At 71.7% G+C, this 16062-nt stretch carries 15 protein-coding genes and 2 pseudogenes; 10 read left to right on the top strand and 7 right to left on the bottom strand.

The window, feature by feature from the left end:
* Positions 1-8: 8 nt before the first annotated feature.
* From ABZ880_RS25085 to ABZ880_RS25095, 3 genes are all read right to left on the bottom strand, one after another.
* The gene (locus ABZ880_RS25085; RefSeq protein WP_361266783.1) at positions 9-1565 is read right to left on the bottom strand and encodes a protein kinase; all 1557 of its coding nucleotides are present in this window, start codon (positions 1563-1565) and stop codon (positions 9-11) included.
* Positions 1562-2311 (bottom strand): FHA domain-containing protein, encoded by a 750-nt coding sequence (locus ABZ880_RS25090; protein WP_361266785.1) that lies wholly within the window; start codon positions 2309-2311, stop codon positions 1562-1564. Before ABZ880_RS25090 ends, ABZ880_RS25085 begins: the two co-directional genes overlap by 4 nt.
* 126 nt (positions 2312-2437) lie before the next feature.
* A complete protein-coding gene (locus tag ABZ880_RS25095; protein ID WP_361266787.1) occupies positions 2438-3112 on the bottom strand; it encodes an RDD family protein in 675 nt (224 codons plus the stop codon).
* Between the two features lie 254 nt (positions 3113-3366).
* On the opposite strand from ABZ880_RS25095, the gene ABZ880_RS25100 reads away from it, so the two are divergent.
* The 6 genes from ABZ880_RS25100 to ABZ880_RS25125 all read left to right on the top strand — a co-directional run bounded on the left by ABZ880_RS25100 (position 3367) and on the right by ABZ880_RS25125 (position 9422).
* A complete protein-coding gene (locus ABZ880_RS25100; RefSeq protein ID WP_361266789.1) occupies positions 3367-4221 on the top strand; it encodes a bifunctional methylenetetrahydrofolate dehydrogenase/methenyltetrahydrofolate cyclohydrolase in 855 nt (284 codons plus the stop codon).
* 43 nt (positions 4222-4264) lie between these two features.
* A complete protein-coding gene (locus ABZ880_RS25105) occupies positions 4265-4732 on the top strand; it encodes a DUF3017 domain-containing protein (RefSeq protein ID WP_361267104.1) in 468 nt (155 codons plus the stop codon).
* A 206-nt stretch (positions 4733-4938) separates the two neighbouring features.
* Positions 4939-5397 carry a helix-turn-helix transcriptional regulator gene (locus ABZ880_RS25110; RefSeq protein WP_361266791.1) on the top strand — a complete coding sequence of 153 codons (459 nt, stop codon included), beginning with the start codon at positions 4939-4941 and terminating at the stop codon, positions 5395-5397.
* A 365-nt stretch (positions 5398-5762) separates the two neighbouring features.
* Entirely contained in the window at positions 5763-7010 is a 1248-nt protein-coding gene (locus ABZ880_RS25115; protein ID WP_361266793.1) for a DUF2690 domain-containing protein, read from the top strand.
* Between the two features lie 310 nt (positions 7011-7320).
* Positions 7321-8310 carry a malate dehydrogenase gene (locus ABZ880_RS25120; protein ID WP_361266795.1) on the top strand — a complete coding sequence of 330 codons (990 nt, stop codon included), beginning with the start codon at positions 7321-7323 and terminating at the stop codon, positions 8308-8310.
* Between the two features lie 143 nt (positions 8311-8453).
* Positions 8454-9422: a hypothetical protein gene (locus ABZ880_RS25125; protein WP_361266797.1), complete on the top strand. Its 969-nt coding sequence runs from the start codon at positions 8454-8456 to the stop codon at positions 9420-9422.
* Between the two features lie 3 nt (positions 9423-9425).
* Here the strand turns inward: ABZ880_RS25125 and ABZ880_RS25130 are convergent, their stop codons facing one another.
* Together ABZ880_RS25130 and ABZ880_RS25135 are read right to left on the bottom strand one after the other, a co-directional pair.
* Positions 9426-10115 (bottom strand): siderophore-interacting protein, encoded by a 690-nt coding sequence (locus tag ABZ880_RS25130; protein WP_361266799.1) that lies wholly within the window; start codon positions 10113-10115, stop codon positions 9426-9428.
* A 48-nt stretch (positions 10116-10163) separates the two neighbouring features.
* Positions 10164-10633 (bottom strand): annotated as a pseudogene (locus ABZ880_RS25135) (MFS transporter); the annotation flags it as partial.
* Between ABZ880_RS25135 and ABZ880_RS25140 the strand changes: the two are divergent.
* Positions 10634-10930: pseudogene (locus ABZ880_RS25140) on the top strand (LysR substrate-binding domain-containing protein); the annotation flags it as partial.
* A 3-nt stretch (positions 10931-10933) separates the two neighbouring features.
* Here the strand turns inward: ABZ880_RS25140 and ABZ880_RS25145 are convergent.
* Positions 10934-11851, bottom strand: coding sequence for a GNAT family N-acetyltransferase (locus ABZ880_RS25145; protein ID WP_361266801.1), 918 nt, complete (start codon positions 11849-11851; stop codon positions 10934-10936).
* Between the two features lie 142 nt (positions 11852-11993).
* Between ABZ880_RS25145 and ABZ880_RS25150 the strand changes: the two genes are divergently transcribed.
* Genes ABZ880_RS25150 through ABZ880_RS25160 form a run of 3 tightly spaced genes read left to right on the top strand, consistent with a single transcriptional unit; the run spans position 11994 to position 15232 of the window.
* On the top strand, positions 11994-13766 hold the full coding sequence (locus ABZ880_RS25150; protein ID WP_361266803.1) for a hypothetical protein: 1773 nt from the start codon (positions 11994-11996) through the stop codon (positions 13764-13766).
* A complete protein-coding gene (locus ABZ880_RS25155; RefSeq protein WP_361266805.1) occupies positions 13756-14118 on the top strand; it encodes a hypothetical protein in 363 nt (120 codons plus the stop codon). Before ABZ880_RS25150 ends, ABZ880_RS25155 begins: the two co-directional genes overlap by 11 nt.
* Positions 14119-14128: 10 nt before the next feature.
* Positions 14129-15232, top strand: coding sequence for a hypothetical protein (locus ABZ880_RS25160; protein WP_361266807.1), 1104 nt, complete (start codon positions 14129-14131; stop codon positions 15230-15232).
* Positions 15233-15257: 25 nt separating this feature from the next.
* Here ABZ880_RS25160 and ABZ880_RS25165 read toward each other — a convergent pair whose 3' ends face one another.
* Entirely contained in the window at positions 15258-16028 is a 771-nt protein-coding gene (locus ABZ880_RS25165; protein WP_361266809.1) for a hypothetical protein, read from the bottom strand.
* Between the last annotated feature and the right edge of the window lie 34 nt (positions 16029-16062).

The raw sequence follows: 16062 nt of genomic DNA on the forward strand, positions 1-16062 counted from the left end.
TCTCAGGGTCACTTCTTGCCGGAAGGGGCGTACTCCTTGAGGTAGTGGGCGACGCGGGCGGCGTAGGCGCGGTACTTCGGGGGAACACCGCCCGCGGCGTTCACCTTCTTGTACGAGGTGCGGTAGGCGGCGGCGAGCAGCACGCGGCGGTCGCCCGGCAGGGAGGTCTCAAGACGCGGCTCGATGGCGCACAGGTAGCGGCCCATGGCCGGGATGGACACGGCGGGGGACAGCGGCGGGGTCGGGGTCGCCGACGCGGCCACGCCGTCCGGGCGGATCCACCAGCGCAGCACGCTCGGGGTCCAGCGGGCGATGCCGTACTCGCCCTCGGCGCCCGCGGAAGGGTCGGAGAGGTTCGGGTCGAAGTTGCTCTCCACCTTCAGCATCGCCGCGAGGAGGACCGGGGAGACCTCCCGCTGGAGGCAGTCGTGGGCGGAGTCGACGATTAGCCGGCGGTACTGGACTGGGACGCCCTTGTCCATACGGAGTTCGGAGGCGCCATAGGCCGACACCGCCCCGGAACCCTTGCCGCCCTTCGCCCCCGGGTCGGCCCAGCTGCTGATGCCGTATCCGAGCGCGGCCATCGCCACCGTCGCGACCGCCGAGCCCAGGGCCACCGCGGCACGGCGCCGGCGGGGCAGCAGGGTGCGGGGCAGGCGCGGCGAGCGGCCCGTCCCGGCCGCCTTCTCGACGCGACGCAGCAGCGCGTCCGTGCCGATGCGGTCGGCGTGCGTACGGGCGAGGCAGTCCCGCACGATCTCCCGCCAGGTGTCCGGGAGTTGGGGGGACAGCCGCAGTTCGTCGCTGCCGCGGGCGTACGCGGCAGCGGCGTCGCGGCGGGCCGTCGGGGTGCCGCCGGGCAGCGGGAAGGAGTCGGTCAGGACCAGGTGGGCCAAAACGCCGAAGGCCCAGACGTCGGCGGAGGGGCGGATCTGGCGGCCGCGGGCGCCGATCTCCGACCACAGCAGCTCCGGCGGGGTGTAGTCGGGCGTGGAGAACGCGGGCGTGTACGCGTGCGTGCCCTCCAGTTCCGCGGCCATGTTGAAGTCCGCGAGCCGTGCCGAACCGTCCTTCATCAGCAGCACGTTGGCCGGTTTCAGATCCCCGTGCACCCACCCGGCGCGGTGCAGCTGGGCCAGGCCCTCGCAGATCTGCGCGAGCAGCGCGGGCCCGGCGGCCGGGCGGGGCGCCGCGGACAGCTGCGCGGACAGGGAGCGTTCCGCCTTCTCCAGTACGAGGACGGTGGCGCCGTCGAGGACGGGGCGGGACGGGTCGTCGACGGTGAGCGTGTCGTACATCCGGATCAGGCGGGGGCGGCTGAGGCGGCGGTGCAACTCGACCTCGCGGTCGACGAGTTCGCGCAGATGGGCCAGTTGGCGCGGGGTGCCGGTGCCGGTGGGCAGGAACTTCAGGGCAGCCGTGCGGGGGAGCTCCTCGCCGACGAGGTCGCCGGTGCGGCGGCCCTCGTACACGCTGCCGAACGCGCCCGTCGCAATCGGTTCGCGCACCTCCCAGACACCGACCCGGTACCCCTTGGGCACCGGTACGGCGTACGGCTCGGTCACCGTGCCGTCCGGCCGGACTTCGCGGCGGCCAGGACGATCAGGTCGTCCTCGCGGACCAGGTCGAAGCGGAGCGCCAGCGAGACCAGCGACTCCTTCTTGCCGTTGAGGCGCGGACCCTGGTCCGCCTCCTCCGGGCCCGGCTTCAGACGCAGCTTCACCGCCAGGTAGTCGATGTTCCACTGCACCGAAGTGCGCGACGCGGCGGGCCAGTTGGGGCGCAGCCGGTCGACGACCTGGTCCACGGTGGGCAGCGGCGCGTGCGGTTCGCCCCGCAGCCGCGGTTCGCACAGCGCGGCGAGGACCGCGAAGTAGCGTTTGGTGCGGTCGACCGAGAAGGCGGGCGCGGTGGTGGCGCCGTCCAGGCCGCCCTCGGAGTGCAGATAGTCGTGACGCGGCGCCCATACCTCGATGGGCAGCAGATCGCCCGCGGCCGGCAGCACGATCCGCGAGAACTCGAACGGGACCGGTGCATCCAGCCGTCCGGGCCCGACCTTCATGTGCTCGCCCGCGCCCTCCGGGTTCTCCACGACGTACGTCTGCTCGCGGCTGAGGTTGCTGAGTATCCAGAACGCGCCCTGCGCGGTGATCTCACCGGCTCTGCGGGACACGCCCTCGTGCGGGATCGTCACGTCGACGTCCGGTGCGGATCGCCCGAAGGTGAGCCGCTCGCCGGGCGCGAGCCGGAACTGGGTGCGGTTTCGTTCGTCCTCCGGGGTCGGCGGAGGTACCACGATGATGCTGTACAAGGTGCGTCTCCCCGTGCCTGACGGCTACCCACGTCAGAGTAGGGGGACGCACCAGGGCCGTGTCCCCCTCGTACGGGTGAGACACGGCCCTGGAAGATTTATGGCGCGAACGCGACGCCCGCGAGGTCAGTTCTGGACGACCATCGTGGAAGCGGCCTTGTCGTGCCAGCCCTGCTGGCGGCCCGACTTGTCCCAGAACGGGGACAGGTACACCACGAGCTGGCCGATGCCGCAGGCGAAGCTGCCGACGACCGGGATGATCCAGCGGATGAACGCCGAGCCCAGGCCGGGCTTCTGGCCGGTGTCGGCCTTCACGACGCGCAGGCCGACCGCCATCTTGCCGAGGGTCGCGCCGACCAGACCGGTCATCAGCCACTCGTAGAGGAGGCTCAGGATCGCGAGGGCACCGAAGATCGCGCCGAACTTGGCCGCGAAGTCCGAGCCGGCGTTGTTGACGCAGGTGGTGTAGTCGGCGGCGTTCGGGTCGCAGTCGTTGACCGAGTTCATGGCGCCCGCGATGCCGGCGAAGGCGAGGACGCCGTAGATCACGCCGAGGATCAGCCCGTCGATCACACGGGCGCCGAAGCGGCGGCCCATCGAGGCGACCCGGGGACCGGGGCCGCCCGGGTAACCGGGCTGCTGCGGGTAGCCGTAACCCTGCTGCGGGGGGACGCCCTGCGGGGCCTGCGGGTAGCCGTAACCGGGCTGACCGGGCTGGCCGCCGGGCTGCTGCGGGTAGCCGTAGCCCTGCTGCGGGTTCTGCGGCTGGCCGTACGGGTTCTGGGGAGAGCCGAAACTCATGGCCTGTTTTCCTCCGTTGCACTGCGGGGACGATGCGGATGGCGCGGAGGAACGTCAGAAAATGAGCGGTTTGCCCCCCAACACGGACCGCGATACTGCGCCGTTCATCGTCGTTGGTGGGGTAAGGCCTTGTCCAGCCGCATTCGCCAGGCGTTGTGCAAGTGCAACCTGGGTGATCATGGAGGAACGAAGGACAAAGGGCGCGGGCGGCCCCGGATTGGAACCGGGGGGCGGTCATCCGCGAGGATGGGGGCATGACCGCCCAGATTCTCGATGGCAAGGCCACCGCAGCCGCGATCAAGTCCGATCTGACCGCCCGCGTGGCGGCGCTGAAGGAGAAGGGCGTCACGCCCGGCCTCGGCACGATCCTCGTGGGGGACGACCCCGGCAGTCAGAAGTACGTCGCCGGCAAGCACCGCGACTGCGCCGAGGTCGGCATCGCCTCCATCCAGCGCGAGCTGCCGGACACGGCCACGCAGGAGGAGATCGAGGCGGTCGTACGGGAGCTCAACGAGGACCCGGCGTGCACCGGTTACATCGTCCAGCTGCCGCTGCCGAAGGGCATCGACGAGAACCGGATCCTGGAGCTGATGGACCCGGACAAGGACGCGGACGGCCTGCATCCGATGAACCTCGGACGGCTGGTGCTCAACGAGCCCGCCCCGCTGCCCTGCACCCCCAACGGCGTCCTCACCCTCCTGCGCCGGTACGGCGTCGAGATCAAGGGCGCCGAGGTCGTGGTCGTCGGCCGCGGTGTCACCATCGGCCGCCCGATGCCGCTGCTGCTGACCCGGCGCAGCGAGAACGCGACCGTGACGCAGTGCCACACCGGCACGCGCGATCTGTCCTCACATCTGAAGAGTGCGGACATCATCGTCGCGGCCGCCGGTTCGGCCCATCTGATCCGGCCCGAGGACGTGAAGCCGGGTGCGGCCGTCCTCGACGTCGGTGTCTCCCGCAGCGCCGAGGGCAAGATCGTGGGCGACGTCCACCCGGGTGTCGCCGAGGTCGCCGGCTGGATCTCGCCGAACCCCGGCGGTGTCGGCCCGATGACCCGTGCCCAGCTGCTCGTCAACGTGGTCGAGGCGGCGGAGCGCAGTGCCGGCTGAGGCGAAGGACCCCGAGCGGGCCGCGAAGGACGCCGAGCGCGAGGTGCAGCACCCCGAGGAGCAGGCGGAGGAGACCGTCCGCGACGCGATCAGCGCGCCGGACGCCGAGGGGAAGCCGCGCCGCACCACGCGCCGCTTCCCGCTGTTCACCAAGGACACCGCACGCCCCGAGGGCGGCGGCCGGGCCGCTCCGGGCGACGCCCCCGCGCCCGCCCGGCAGTGGCCGATCCTCGCCGTCTGCGGCCTGGTCGCCGTCGGTCTGCTGCTGACCGCGCTCGACGCCTTCCGGGTCGGCACCCTGCTGATCGGCGTCGCCCTGGTGGCCGGCGCACTGCTGCGCTGGATCCTGCCCGACGTCGGCATGCTCGCCGTACGCTCCCGCTTCACGGACATCGCCACCTACGGCGTGCTGGGACTGGCGATCGTGCTGCTGGCGATGATGGTGCAGCCGAACCCGTGGCTGGTGATCCCGTTCCTGAAGGACACGCTGCACCTGACGGTGAGCAGCTGACGCAGCGACGACGACGGCCCGTCCTCTCCCCCGAGCAAGGACGGGCCGTCGCCGGGATCCACCTTCCTGCACCGTGAAGTGCCTGTTCAACGGCTGTCAGAGCGCTGTGGCACGGAGGTGACCGTTCCGCAACGCGGGAACCATCGGCCCTCCCGTGTCGTCACCTGCTCAGGGCGGGAAATGCGAGGGATCCGTGGAGGTGGGAGATGGGCGGCTGGCAGCCGCTGCCGGACGATCTGCCGCCGGAGGTGAGGCACTTCGTCGAGCAGTTGCGGCTCCTCAAGGACCGGACGGGGCTCAGCCTCGTCGCGCTCGGCGCCCGCACCGCGTACAGCAAGTCCTCCTGGCACCGCTACCTCAACGCCACCCAGCCGCCGCCCCGGCAGGCCGTCACCGCGCTGTGCCGGATCGCGGGCCTCGACGGCCCGGACGCCGAACGCTTCGGCGTGCGCTGGGAACTGGCCGTCCAGGCCTGGCCGCGCCCGGCGAAACCGGCCGGTGACGAGAGCGCGCCCGAGTACGAGGACGACCCCACCCTGCCGTGGTGGGACACCCCCGAGGAGGACAGCGGCCGCAGGCCCGGCGGACGACTGCTGCTCTACGCCGTACTGCTGCTCCTCCTCATGGTGCTGATCGCGGTCGTCGGCACCCTCGCCCTCGGGTGAGTTGCCCATGAGTGGGGTGAATACGCCCGAGGCGTATGTGGTTGTCCATGTGTGGCCGGTGTGCCGAAGTATTGGCAACTTCGCGAATTTGAAACGGGGTTGTTCGATGGCGGGGCTAGCGTGGGCGGGTCCGGCCGGGCGGCGGAGGGGGTCGTCGGTGGGACACTGGACCGCGGCCGGGTCGGCGTGCAACGGTGCATGCCGAGCGGCTCGAACGCTCCCGTGCGCCCCCATCCCGGGAACTGAGATCCTTACTGGGCGCATCCCTGTGGGTAGCCAGAACGGGCACCACGCGCGGGAGAACGCGAGGAACACCAGCACCAACCGGGGGGAAGAGGGGGGAAGCAATGCCTCGTTGGAGGGCCTTGCCGGATGAACTGGATCCGCAGGTCAGGGAGTTCGCGAGCCAGCTGCGCCGGCTCGTGGACCGCAGCGGCCTGAGCATCGCGTCGGTGGCCGACCGCACGGGCTACAGCAAGACGTCCTGGGAGCGGTATCTGAACGGCCGGCTGCTCGCGCCCAAGGGTGCGATCGTCGCGCTGGCCGAGGTCACGGGTACCAACCCGATCCATCTGACGACCATGTGGGAGCTCGCCGAGCGTGCCTGGAGCCGTTCGGAGATGCGCCACGACATGACCATGGAGGCCATCCGCATCTCCCAGGCGCGTGCCGCGCTCGGCGAGTTCGGTGCGCCTCCCGCCAATGCCAAGAGCAGCAAGACGGCCCGCAAGTCCGGCAGCGCGACGGCGACGCCGGGTGTCGCGGGACCGGCGGGAGTGGCGCCGACGGTGCCGCCGCAGCCGACGTCATGGGACACACGGGCCCCGGAGGTCTCCTCTTCTCCGGGTGGCCCGACCGGATTTCCGGGGACCTCGGCCGGTTCTCCGGACGGCTCTTCGGGCGGCTCGTCCGGCGTCAACTCGTGGGGCCTCGCCGGTTACAAGGGGCCGTCGCCGGCCGGCGCGCGTGCCTCGGGGGGCGCGTCTCCGGCGTCGGCGGACGCGCCGTCCGCGGCACCGGTGTCGGACGGTCCCGCCTGGACACCGGGGACGCCGAGCCCGTTCGGCGAGCCCCCGCAGGGGCCGCGGCCGGGCGGGGGCGCCTCCGGCGGCGGCGGTGGCCGGCGCAGGCTGACGATGTTCCTCGCGGGTGTCGTCGGCGTGCTGGTGGTCATAGCCGCGGTGTTCTTCCTGACCGACAACGGCGGCGGCAAGAAGAACGAGGGCGGTAAGGCCTCCCCGTCGCCCTCGGTCAGCTCCGCCGACCTCCCGGCCGGTGTGAAGTGCGCCGGCGCCTCCTGCACCGGCAAGGACGCGGAGGCCATGGGCTGCACCAAGGACGCCGCCGCGGTGACGACCGCCAAGACCGCAACCGTCGGCACGACCACCGTCGAGGTGCGCTACAGCAAGACGTGCGGTGCCGCGTGGGGCCGTATCACCCGGGCCGCGCAGGGCGACTCCGTGCAGGTGACCGCGGGCAAGGCCAAGGAGGACGACAGCATCACCGAGGCCGGCGACAACATCGCCTACACCCCGATGGTCGCCGTGAAGGACGCGGGCGAGGCGAAGGCGTGCGCCACGCTGGCCTCGGGCCAGAAGGGCTGCACGCAGTAGCGCGGGAGGAGAAGAGGGGGCGGCCGCCCGTCCGGGAGAGGGGGGACTGAGGCGGCCGCCGGTGGGGGTACCGACTTGGCCGGACTCCCGTGGGGGTACGGTTCGCGTGCCCGGGATGGGGGCGACTATTCGCGTCGCCGCCGGATTTATTTCGTACCGCTTCACTCTGTGGGGCGGGCCACACGGACCCGGCGGTCCGAGATCCCGGATGCGCGATAGCCTGACCGGTGGATCTCTCTTGATACCAAGAGATCGATCATTTGTACGTCCCACCCGGACGACCACCGCCAGCTGTCATACGGAGAACGCCATGACCCGCACTCCCGTGAACGTCACCGTCACCGGCGCGGCCGGCCAGATCGGTTACGCCCTCCTCTTCCGCATCGCCTCCGGCCAGCTGCTCGGCGCGGACGTGCCGGTCAAGCTCCGCCTGCTCGAGATCACGCCCGCGCTGAAGGCCGCCGAGGGCACCGCCATGGAGCTGGACGACTCCGCGTTCCCGCTGCTCCAGGGCATCGACATCACCGACGACCCGAACGTCGCCTTCGACGGCGCGAACGTGGCCCTCCTCGTCGGCGCCCGCCCGCGCACCAAGGGCATGGAGCGCGGCGACCTGCTCTCCGCCAACGGCGGCATCTTCAAGCCGCAGGGCAAGGCCATCAACGACCACGCCGCGGACGACATCAAGGTCCTCGTCGTCGGCAACCCGGCCAACACCAACGCGCTCATCGCGCAGGCCGCCGCCCCGGACGTACCGGCCGAGCGCTTCACCGCGATGACCCGCCTCGACCACAACCGCGCGCTGACCCAGCTCGCGAAGAAGACGGGCTCCACGGTCGCCGACATCAAGCGCCTGACGATCTGGGGCAACCACTCCGCCACCCAGTACCCGGACATCTTCCACGCGACGGTCGCCGGCAAGAACGCCGCCGAGGTCGTCAGCGACGAGAAGTGGCTCGCCGAGGACTTCATCCCGACCGTCGCCAAGCGCGGCGCCGCGATCATCGAGGCCCGTGGCGCCTCCTCCGCGGCGTCGGCCGCCAACGCCGCCATCGACCACGTGTACACGTGGGTCAACGGCACCGCGGACGGCGACTGGACCTCCATGGGCATCCCGTCGGACGGCTCCTACGGCGTCCCGGAGGGCCTGATCTCCTCCTTCCCGGTGACCACCAAGGACGGCCAGTACGAGATCGTCCAGGGCCTGGACATCAACGAGTTCTCCCGCGCCCGCATCGACGCCTCCGTCAAGGAGCTCGAGGAGGAGCGCGACGCGGTCCGCGGTCTCGGCCTCATCTGAGAACTCCCCGCCGGGAGTTCTCGACGGCTCTGTCACGAACCTGCACGGGCCCTGTTCCGGTTTCCGACCGGAACAGGGCCCGTGCCCCTTTCCGCCGCTACCGTCGGAAGCGATACCCGGTGGGGTGATTCGGGGGTTTCGCGATGAGCGGATGGGACGGCTACAGCTCCGGTTCCGGAGCGGAGCACGAGCCGAGCGAGGAGAGAGGCCAGGCGGCCTGGTCCGGCGGCCAGTCGGGAGCCGTGCCGCCGTGGGCGTCGGCCGAGACGCAGGCGGGGCAGTCACCGCCGCCCTGGGCGTCCGCCGAGACGCACACGAACGGCGCCCGCCCGCCGACCTGGCCGCCCCCGCCTCCGCCGCCGCCCCCGGGGGCGGGCCACTCGCCCGTGCCGACGACCGTCCCGACGCCGCAGGTCGCGCCGGCTCGCCGCCGCGGAGCCGGAAACCTGCTGATCGCCCTCGCTGTCGTGGCCGTCCTGGGTGCGGGCACCGGAGCCGGCGTCTGGTACCTCACCCGCGACAACTCGACCGGTACCGGGGCCGGTCCGGCGACGAGCGTCAGCGTCACGGTCACCACCACGCCGTCGCAGAGCGCGACGCCGAGCCCCACGCCCACCGCCTCGGCCTCGACCCTGGCGTCACCGTCGGCGTCGCCCTCGGTCGGCTACCGCCGCGCCCAGGACCCGATCGGCTACGCCGTAGACGTCCCGCAGGGCTGGACCCGCCGCCAGAAGCAGGGCGAGCTCGCACCGGTCGTCTACTACGACTCTCCCGGTGGCGACCGCCAGCTGCAGATCTTCGAGGTCACGGAGAAGACCCCCTACGCGTCGCTGCAACTCGCCGAGAACGACCCCGGCTTCGGCTTCTCCCGGCAGCCCGGCTATCAGGTCCTCGAGCGGGACCGCGGCGACACCTGGGCGGAGCTGTCCTACCGCTACGACGACGAGGACAAGGGTGCGCGCCAGGTCATCGACCACCGCTTCCGGGCCGCCGACGGCACGCTGTACGCGATCCGCTCCAGCGGGCCCGAGGGCCTCGATCCCGACCTGGTGCGGGAGCCGCTGGCGATGGCGGTGGGTTCCTTCTGCCCGTCGGGGGCGGAGTGCGGCTGAGGGCTATTCGAGCCCCTTCCTGCCCGGCGCCCAGAAGGGCTTGGTGAGCACCGACCGGCGGTCCCAGCCGAACTCCCGGACCAGTGTCTGCCGTACCTGCTGAACGGTGCGGGCCTCCCCGGCGACGTAGGCGATCCCGCCCGGCTCGGGCGCCAGGCGCCGTATCGCGTCGGGAAGGGAAGTCCCGCCCCTGGTCAGCCAGTCGAGGCGGTCGGAGTGGGGCAGCGGGAGCCGGTCCGCGGTCGTCTCCGTCTCCACGCAGCCGGAGACGCGGGCCCCGTCCGGCAGTGCGGCCAGCATCGCCCCGAAGGCGACGGACGCCGTCTCCTCCCCGGCGAAGACGTGGTGGGCGGCCTCGGGGCGGAGCGTGAACGACCCCTCGGGCCTGCCCAGGCGCACCCGCTCGCCGATCGCGACGCTCCTGCCCCAGTGCGCTCCCGGCCCCGCGCCGGCATGGTCCAGCACGCACAACTCGACGGCACCGGAGGGGTCGTAGCGCCACACGGAGTACGTACGGCGGGTCAGCCCGGAGCCGACCAGGACGCGCACCTGCTGCCCGGGGCGGACGTCGAGTCTGGCCAGGGTGTCGCCCTCGATGCGCAGCCGGCGCATGCGGGGGGTGACCGGTTCGGCCTCGGTGACGGTGCCGCGGAGCATCAGCAGGTCCAGGACCGGGTCCAGCAGTGTCGGCATGGGGGTGCTCCTCGGGGAACTCGGGGGTATGCGGGGGCAGTTGGGCGGTCATGAGCGGCCCGAACGCGATAGTACGCGTTCCTGGCGGAACGCGATAGTGCTTGATTTGGTGGTGTGGCGGTAGCCCGTGACCACCGCCGCCGTTGCCGCCAGGACCAGCAGGGCGACCGTGCGCAGGGCCGGGCCCATGCCGTGGGCGAAGTCGGGGTGGGAGGCGAGGACGGTGCCGGTGACGGCGACGCCGAGGGCCGCGCCGACCTCGCGGGCCGAGGTGCCGAGCCCGGAGCCGAGGCCCGTCTGGTGGGCGGGGAGGGAGGTGACGACGCCCAGGGGGTGAGCGCCGGCATGGACAGACCGGTGCCCGCCGAGATGACCAGCAGCCAGCAGGCGTACACCGGGTAGGGCGTGCCGGCGTCCGCGGTGGACGCGCCGAGCAGGCCCAGGCCGATCAGGGCGAGGCCGGTGCCGATGACCGGGCGCGGGTGCGAGGCCCAGCGCGCCGCCGGCTTCGGGACGAGCGGCGGGGCAAGCTGCACGGGCCCGTTGACACCGCGCTCGCCGAACTCGGCCTGCACAGGCGGGTGGTGGGGTCGGTGGGTACCTTCCCCGCCTCGCTCTTCGTCGTACGGGACACCGATCTGGTCGGTCTGATCAGCCGGTGGGGGATGCCGCTGGCGGCGGCCCTGGAGCTCGTGACCTTCGAGGTGCCGCTCCCGCTCCCGCCGCTGCAGCTCGGGATGGCCTGGCACCCGCGGCACGACGCCGACCCCGCGCACGCGTGGCTGCGGCGGACGGTGCGGGAGCTGCTGGCCGAGTGGTCACACGACCGTGTCTAGCCGCTTCTCGAACCAGTGGTTCGCGTAGACGTGGTCGACGTACGCCGGGATCTCCGTGTACCCGGACGCCCGGTACATCGCCTGCGCCTCGGTGAGGGTGGCATGCGTGTCGAGGCGTACGACGGTCAGACCGCGGGCGGACGCCGCCCCCTCCAGTGCGCCGAGAATGCGGCGCGCGAGCCCGAGCCGCCGCGCCTCGCGGTGCACCCACACGTGCCGGATCTCGCCGACGCCGGGTTCCAGCGTGCGCAGCGCCCCGCAGCCCACCGCACGCCCTTCCTCGTACGCCACGAAGAACGCGCCGGCGGCCCCGGACACCTCCTGGGGGCCCACCAGGTCGGACTTGTCGAAGCCCTCCGGGAAGCGTTGGTCGATGTCGGCGGCGTAGGCGTCCAGGCAGGCGCGGGCGTCCGGCGCCGCGCCGTCGACGGGTTCGACGGTGATGGCGGCCAGGCGAAGCAGCCGCTGTGAGGTGGCCGTCGCGTCGATCAGCTGCTCGCGCTGGGCGGGGGTGAGGGTGTCCAGCAGGCCCGCGGCGAGGGTGTTGGCCCGGCGGTTCTGCTCCTTGATCTCGGCACGTCCGGCGTCCGTCGGCTCGATCATGCGCAGCCGGTTGTCGTCCGGGTGCACGCTGACCCGGACCATGCCCTGCGCCTCCAGCGCCTTGGCCATACGGCTGAGATAGCCCGCGTCGAGACCGAGCCGGCTCCTGAGCTCGCGCAGGGACACCCCACCCGGCCGCTCGGCGATCTCGAACAGCAGCCGGGCCTCACCGAGCGGGCGGTCCTGGCCGAGGTAGTGGTCGTCGAGCGCCCCGATACGGCGCGTGAAGTACCGGTTGAACCGGCGAAGGGCCGCGACATGCTCCGTCGACACCGGGTCCGGTCGTCCTGGCTCCATATTCTTTGACTCTAGTCAAAGGTTTCACCGGAGTCCATGTCCCCTTGGAATTCCGGTTCCACCGGTCCCACCCGCCCCTCTATGCTGATGGTTTGTCAACTGAACGTCTGACAAGGGTCTTTCCACGCATCGGGGGAGTCGCGTGAGCACCGCATACGTGCCGCAGCAACCGCAGCCGACCACGCCCGCAGGGTCACCACCGACACCACCGCCCACGCCGCCGCACGCCAGCGAGGCGACCCGGCTGCTGTGCGCGGGCACCTACCTGGATTCCGGTTACCGCGACCGGGTCATCGAGGAACTCCACCTCAACGAGCAGCGGATCGTGGCGCCCTCGCTCGGCTTCGACGCCGCCCGCGTCCTCGCGCACGCGCTGCGCGCCCGCCGCCAGGAACTGCTCTGGGCCGCGGCCATCCTCGGCCTGTGGGTGGTGGGCGCGGGGCTCACCGGCGGTCTGCTGGCCCTCTTCCTGTGGCCCAGCGTGCTGCTCGCCCTCGCGCCCTGGATCCGGGGCCGCGCCGAACAGCCGCCCCTGTACCGCCGGATCGCCGCGTTCCTCGTCCGCTGGTGGGGTCGTGTGTTCTTCGCGACGATGCTGGTCCTCACCCTCGTCGTCGCGTTCGGCGGCGGCTCGGACGACAGCGCCTCGTACGGCTCGTACGGCTCCGACTACGGCTACGGCTACGGATCGGACTCGCCGAGCCTCAGTGACGTGGTCTCGCCGAGCAGCATCGGCGACCTGATCAATCCGTGGCAGGCCTGGATCGCGATCGGTGTGTTCGCGCTCATCGCCTGGTGCGCACACGCCCAGCGCACCCAGTTCAGCCGGGCCCTGTCCGCCGAACTCTCCCCGCAGCGCTTCCCGGACGCCGCCGGCGACCCCGCCGAGCAGGCCGAGAACCAGCGCTTCCAGCGGCTGAAGCAGCGCATCCGGCTCGAGCAGCACGCGCCGTTGATCATGTACCACGAGGCGCGTCCGTTCTGCGGCGCGGGCGCGGCGTACGACACCTGGGTCCTCGCCGTGGAGCTGCGGCCGGACGAGGAGCGCAAGCAGCAGCACCCGATCGGTAACCGCACGGTCCTGGAGAAGGTCCGTCCGCTGCTCGAACAGCTCCGCATCCCCGCCGAGTACGCGGGCCCCGGCGTCCGCGACCGCCTGCGCCAGCTGGAGATCGACGAGTGCGTGTTCCTGCCGGCCGAGGGGCTGCTCGGCCGGGAGCAGGCGCCGTACACCCCGCAGGCCTTCGAGGACCACCGGGCGCGGGCCGTCGAGGAGGGCGGCGAGAAGCGGCGGCACTTCCTGCGCATCCGGGTCGGCGGCTGGGAGGAGGAGCTGGTCGTCACGGTCTTCGTGCGCATCCACACGCAGGGCCGGATGCTGATGCTGGAGATAGCGCCGCATGTACTGACGCCGGTGCGTGCGGACTTCAAGGACGCCGACCGTACGGCCCACCGGTTCCGCAACAACAACGCGCTCGGCAAGGCCGCGGGTGCCGTCGTCCTGGTGCCCGCCTCCGTGGGCCGCTCGCTGGCCACGCTCGGCCGGGGCCTGGTGTACGCATGGCGGCTGCTGACCGGCGGATACGCGGGCGCACTGCCGGACGGCCCCGCCCTCTCGGTGCGCGAACTGGGCTCGGTGCCCGCCGGCTCCCTCTTCCAGGAGATGGACGTGGCGCGCTACCTGAAGAGCGTGCAGGACCGTGTCGCCAACGGGGTGCGGGTGGCGCTCGCCGAAGCCGGTTACGAGACCGGGGAGTTCATGCAGAAGGTCGTGAACATCAGCAACGGCGACGTGAACATCGGCAACATCTCGGGCAACAACACGATCGCGGTCGGCATGCAGAACTCCGCCTCGTCCTCCAACGCCTCGGGCGGCACCGCGCCGCAGAAGGGAGCCGACAGCAATGGCCAGTGAAGAGCCGAGCATCACCATCGGCGACATCTCCGGCAACAACACGGTCGCCGTCGGCAGCAACGCGCGCGCCGAGAGCCACGTGCACCACGGCCCGGCAGCACAGCCGGACGAGGCCACCCGACAACTCCTGGAAGCCGTACGGCAGTTGCGCGAGGACCTGGGGAGGGTGAACAGCAGCGAGCAGACGGCCGCGCTGGACGAGGCGCTCGCCGAGACGGAGACCGAGATCACCGGCACCGGCCAGGCGGGGCCCACGCGCCGCCAGCGCCTGCGCGAACTGCTCGCCGACTCCCAGGCTCTGGTCACCTTCCTCTCCTCCGCCGGTGCCGTGGCCACCCTCCTGGGGATGTGAGAGGAAGACGATGAGCGGGGGACAGCAGTACTGGAACGAGGACACCCAGCGCTGGGAGGACGGCCGGGGGAGCAGTCCGGCGGCGGAACCGACACCGCCACCGCCGGCCCGTCCGGAGTTCGCGCCGCGGGTGGACGTCCCGGGCAAGGACACGGATGCTGCCGCCGGTGCCGCGGTAGAGGGCTCGCCGGCCGTATCCCCGTCCGGTTGGCCCGGCGGCGGTGCCGACAGTGCCTGGCACGGTCCCGGCACCGGCGGCACCGTGGTGGACGGCGCAGCGGCCGGCGGAGTGTGGCCGCCCTCCGCCCCTGCCGCCGCAGGTCCCGGCGGCGGGCCCGCGCCGGAGTGGGCCGGCGGCGCCTCCTGGCCGCCTGTCGAGCCGCCCACCGCGCCCGCCCCCGAGCGAGGCCTGAACCGCCGTCTCGTCTGGTCGGTGGTCGTCGGTGCCGCCGTGGTCGGGGTCGCCGTGAGTCTCGTACTGACCCTGGTCGTCGGGAAGGACGACGAGGCGGGGAAGAAGCCGGTGGTCGCCGGTTCCTCCGTGGCACCCTCGGCGTCCACGCCGGCGGTGTCCGAGTCACCGACCGACGACACGGCCTCCCCGTCCCCGTCGGCCTCCGAACTCCCGGACGGATACGAGTCGTACGACGACGAAGAGGGGTTCCGCATCGCGGTACCCGAGGGGTGGACGCGCAGCAGCGTGGCTTCCCAGTACGGGATCGCGGTCGTCAACTACCGCAGCGCCGACCGGGAACACCGGCTGCAGGTCTACCAGGTCCAGGAGGAGTCGCCGGACGCCTCCTTCAAGCTGTACCTGTCCGGCGACACCCCCAAGCCGGCCGGTTTCGAGAAGCTCGATCTGCAGCGGCTCGACGACGGCGAGTTCACCGGCTCGCGGCTGGAGTACACGGCCGACTCCATCAAGGGCGAGCCCGACATCGGCACCTGGCACGTCTACGACGAGCGCTTCGTCGCGCCGGACGGCAACATCTACGCCATCGCCGTGTACGGCCCCGACTCCGAACGCGACGACGAACTCCAGGTCCTCACCACGGCGTTGGACTGGTTCTGCCCGCCCTACACGAGCTGCGACGCGGATCCGGGGACCGACTGAGGACCGACGGCCCGGGCACGGGCGCTCAGACGTTCTGCAGCTCCTGCTGCAGCTTGCCGATGTCCACCGTCCGGCTCGGTGACGGTGTCGCCGACGGCACCGGCTTGTCGTAGTCGGTGAAGGTCAGGACCGTGTCCGTGCCGCGGCCCTTCTGGGTCGCCCTGACCAGTCGGTGCGGTGACTTCGAAGTGACGTACAGGACGGCCTTCTTGCCGGCCTTCGTGGTCGTCAGAGGAATCACCTTCGTGCCGTCGCGCGTCGTCTCGGCGCCCTTCTTCAGGGACTTGCCCTCCGCCGACGTACCGCTGTCGACCTGCTTCTGGAAGGAGCTCAGGTCGCAGGTGTCGGCCAGCCCCTTCAGCATGACGTCCTTCGTGGAGCCGTGGATGTAGCGGTCCTTGAAGAGTTCGGCCACCGCGTCGCCCTGCGGACCGGGCACCTGCGACTTCCAGAACGCGGTGTCGGGCTTCATCCAGACCTCCTTGCCGCGCTTGATCAGCTCGACGCTGCCGCCCTTCCCGCCCATCCGCAGGATGCCGACGCAGTTGCCGTCCCGGTCCAGGGCCAGGTCCATCGAGGTCGGCTGTGTCCTGCTCGCGGCCGATCCCGCGCTGCGGTCCGTCAGCTTCAGATGGACCGACTCGGCGGCGAGCAGGTTCTTCTTCGCCTGCTGGGCCAGTTGCTGTGCGGACAGGTCGCTGCCGTCGTCCGCCACGGCGAGCGCGGGGGAGAGGGCGAGGGCCGCACACGTCGCCGCACAGATCAACGCTCTCCGGTTCGCCGCTCTGCCGGCCATAGCGTCACCTCCGTGGTGCGCATCACCACGCGTC

Origin of the sequence: Streptomyces sp. NPDC047043 (assembly GCF_040644055.1) — a bacterium.
GTDB lineage: Bacteria > Actinomycetota > Actinomycetes > Streptomycetales > Streptomycetaceae > Streptomyces.

Coding starts and splice junctions, on each gene's coding strand:
- ABZ880_RS25095 (WP_361266787.1), bottom strand. CDS start 3,112: ATGAGTTTCGGCTCTCCCCAGAACCCGTACGGCCAGCCGCAGAACCCG.
- ABZ880_RS25100 (WP_361266789.1), top strand. CDS start 3,367: ATGACCGCCCAGATTCTCGATGGCAAGGCCACCGCAGCCGCGATCAAG.
- ABZ880_RS25110 (WP_361266791.1), top strand. CDS start 4,939: ATGGGCGGCTGGCAGCCGCTGCCGGACGATCTGCCGCCGGAGGTGAGG.
- ABZ880_RS25120 (WP_361266795.1), top strand. CDS start 7,321: ATGACCCGCACTCCCGTGAACGTCACCGTCACCGGCGCGGCCGGCCAG.
- ABZ880_RS25125 (WP_361266797.1), top strand. CDS start 8,454: ATGAGCGGATGGGACGGCTACAGCTCCGGTTCCGGAGCGGAGCACGAG.
- ABZ880_RS25130 (WP_361266799.1), bottom strand. CDS start 10,115: ATGCCGACACTGCTGGACCCGGTCCTGGACCTGCTGATGCTCCGCGGC.
- ABZ880_RS25145 (WP_361266801.1), bottom strand. CDS start 11,851: ATGGAGCCAGGACGACCGGACCCGGTGTCGACGGAGCATGTCGCGGCC.
- ABZ880_RS25155 (WP_361266805.1), top strand. CDS start 13,756: ATGGCCAGTGAAGAGCCGAGCATCACCATCGGCGACATCTCCGGCAAC.
- ABZ880_RS25160 (WP_361266807.1), top strand. CDS start 14,129: ATGAGCGGGGGACAGCAGTACTGGAACGAGGACACCCAGCGCTGGGAG.
- ABZ880_RS25165 (WP_361266809.1), bottom strand. CDS start 16,028: ATGGCCGGCAGAGCGGCGAACCGGAGAGCGTTGATCTGTGCGGCGACG.